The organism is Streptomyces sp. NPDC054840, from assembly GCF_053611065.1.
Map to the genome: position 1 here is coordinate 1 of NZ_JBSGZP010000802.1, position 3,035 is coordinate 3,035.

General features: G+C 62.8%; 4 protein-coding genes. 2 read left to right on the top strand and 2 right to left on the bottom strand.

Going from position 1 to position 3,035, the window contains the following annotated elements; genetic code table 11:
• Window positions 1–552 precede the first annotated feature (552 nt).
• Window positions 553–1,017, top strand: a complete 465-nt coding sequence (locus ACWGIU_RS34225) for a hypothetical protein (RefSeq protein ID WP_453711999.1) — start codon at window positions 553–555, stop codon at window positions 1,015–1,017.
• Window positions 1,018–1,095: 78 nt separating this feature from the next.
• Entirely contained in the window at window positions 1,096–1,779 is a 684-nt protein-coding gene (locus ACWGIU_RS34230; protein WP_453712000.1) for a class F sortase, read from the top strand.
• A 137-nt stretch (window positions 1,780–1,916) separates the two neighbouring features.
• Here ACWGIU_RS34230 and ACWGIU_RS34235 read toward each other — a convergent pair whose 3' ends face one another.
• Window positions 1,917–2,396 (bottom strand): hypothetical protein, encoded by a 480-nt coding sequence (locus tag ACWGIU_RS34235; protein WP_453712001.1) that lies wholly within the window; start codon window positions 2,394–2,396, stop codon window positions 1,917–1,919.
• A 296-nt stretch (window positions 2,397–2,692) separates the two neighbouring features.
• Window positions 2,693–3,035: transposase (locus tag ACWGIU_RS34240; protein WP_453712002.1), on the bottom strand; the 343-nt coding region annotated here is incomplete at its 5' end.

The following is a 3,035-nucleotide window of genomic DNA, read 5'->3' on the forward strand; positions in this document are numbered from 1 at the left end:
TACGAACGCCACCCCCGCAACTACCTGGCTCTTCTCGGTCTCGCAGCCGCCTCTGCTGCTACAAACGGCTCGTCCGCCTCACCACATAGGACACGTCCAACTCGCCTGCGGAGAGCTGCACTTCGCGACACCGGGACGTGTGGTGGACGCGGCCCGCGCCGCCCTCGACGAGGGTCAGGCCGAAACGGGGCGAGGCGGACTTGCCTGTGGCTCTCGACCAACGTCCCGAGAGAGTACCGAGATTGGAGAAACCTCATTCAGTCAATCTGACAATGTCTCACGCCAGTCCATCTGGTGGGCACTCGAAAGGCGTACGGAATAGCTAATCCACAGATACGTCGGGCGATCCCCGGTCACGTACAGTGGGATTTCTGCTAAAGGTGGGCGCGTTGCTACTACGTACCGAAATCCGGTGTCGTGCCGGTTTGCGGAGTAGCCGCGAAAGGACCGCGCATGCGTACGCCCGTTGCCCTATACGCCTCAGCCGCTGTAGCCGCTGCAACCCTCGCACTTTCGGCCCCCGCAGCCAGTGCTCTGGCCCTGGATGGGCGCGTGGGCTCGGACGTTGGCTCTGCGGACAGTCAGGGCAAGTACCCCAAGTCGGCAGAGGAGCAGAAGCAGCCCGGAATGGGCGAGCCCAGCAAGCAGCCGAAGCACGAGCGGGAGCAGGAGAAGCAGGAGAAGCGCGAGCAGGAGAAGCTGGAGAAGCTGGCGATGCGCGAGCTGGCTAAGCTGGAAGAGCTGGCGAAGCACGATCCGGCGAAGCGCGAGCAGGCGAAGCAGGCGAAGCAGGCGCTGCAGACGATGCGCGAGAAGGTGAGGCAGGAGAAGCAGGCGGAGCAGGTGAAGGAGGGGAAGCGGGCGAAGCCGATTGGCGGTGTCCGCGCGGGCGGTGGAGGCCTGGCTGCGGCGCAGAGCGGCTCGGCGGCGGGGACAGCACTACTGCTCGGTGGTATCGCGACGGGGGTTTACGCTGTGCTGCGGCGGCGCGCAGCCTTGGATGCGTCTGTGAACTGATCTGGCGTCACTACGGCCGCCGTCTTGTGGCGGCGGCCGTGCCTATTCGAACTGCCCCCTCACGGAAGTCCCCCTTCGATGATTATCCAGCCATCGCTGCCGCCGCGACCGTCACGGACCCACTTGGTGCGTCCCCTTTGGCGCGCCATGGTATTGCCGGCGGTGGCCGTGTGGGTGGGTGCACTGCTCACCATCAACCCGCCAAGTCTGCCCTCTGTTCCGGCGCAGCCGTTCCGGCCCGCAGTGGTTACGCCCACTACGCCGCCCAGCAATTCGACCGCAGATGTGACAGTGTTGTCTCACTCCGTGCCGAAGCGACTCTCCATTCCACAGATTGGTGTCGACGCGCCATTCACGGAATTGTCACTGACGTCTTCTGGGAAGCTCAACGCGCCACCTCCGGACAACGCCAACCTCGTTGGCTGGTACCGGGGTGCTGCATCGCCCGGAGAGGCTGGCGCATCGATTATTGTAGGCCACGTTGACACGATGGCAGGCCCTGCAGTATTCATGCATCTAAGTAAGCTAAAAAGAGGGGATAAGATCGACGTCATTCGCACAGACGGCGTTATTGCAACTTTCAGAGTCGACTCCGTGAACACCTTCAGCAAGGCTCGCTTTCCAGACGACCGGGTCTATGCTGATGTGCCGAGGCCCGAGCTGCGCCTTATCACCTGTGGTGGCGCCTACGATCGAAAGGCCCGGGACTATTTGGATAATGTGGTGGTGTTCGCTCACCTTGATGCGAGCAGGCGCGCGTGAGCAGGGGCATTTCCACATCCTGGGGATCACGTGACTCCGTAAGCATTCCCGCAGGCGGCCTCGCCGCTCGATACGGCGAGACTAATCACGATTAACCGGATGACCCGGGAAAGCAGCCCTTCGGCATTCAGTCCCGGCTACCATTTCGCGAAAGGCGTTACCATCGCGAGCTCGGGAGCGGCACGTCGCAGCGCGGACCCGAAATCGGCGGCCAAGCCGGTGAGAAGTTCGAGCGCTGCCGCCCGCGACAGGACCTCCACCTCTGGATCCGGGCGCCACGCGGTGCCCGAGACGCAGCGGATCTCCGTGGTATCCCCGGTGGGCGTGAAGGTCAGGCGCCGTTCGATGCCCTGCCCGTAGAGGTCGATCTCGACGGAACGGCCCGACTGCAGACTATCGATCGCCTGGGGGAGCTGCTCGATGACCGATGAGAGATCGTACGAAACACTCACCGGCCATTCTTCTTGGCCGAACCCGGAAACGAGGAAGCGTGCATCGGTTTCCGAGAGCAGCTGGCATGCATCCATCGCGAGCGACTCGTAGTCGTTATCGGAGAATCCGATTTCCATCAAGTCGGGAGCCAATTTCACCGAGGGGGACGTCAGGGATATCTTCATGGTCATTTCACCATCACTTCACTATGGGGAAGGCCGTTTTATAGGTTTCGTCAGGCTTGGGAACCATGCGGACGTGGGTCGGTTCCACGATCGAACCATCGGGTTTGATGACCTGCCTCATTCCGGTGGGATCGGTACTTCGCGTACGCCGCCATCCGGATCATGATGCGCCTTCAGAAACTCTACGGCCTTGGAGTTGTCCAGCCGCTGACCTTGGTTATTGCCTGTGGAGCGGGCACGGTCCGTGAGGCTCTGTGTGATCTTCGTTCCCGCTCCATGCTCACTAAGAAGTCATCTCATTTGGCAAGTCTGCGGTAGCAGATGAGGGTGCAGGCGAGGCTGGTGAAGGCGAGGAAGTGCTCGGCCTTGCGTTCGTAGCGGCGGTGGAGTCGTCGGCAGCCGGCGAGCCAGGACATGGTCCTTTCGACGACCCATCTGTGGCGGCCGAGCCGTTGTGAGGACTCGGTGCCTCTGCGGGCGATGCGGTGTTCGATGCCGCGTCCGCGTAACCATCGTCGCAGGTGGGCGTAGTCGTAGCCCTTGTCCGCGTGGAGCTTGCCGGGCTTGCGTCGTCGCCGTCCGCGGCGGGAACGGATGGGCGGTATGCCGCGGACGAGGGGCTCGAGAGCCTGGCTGTCG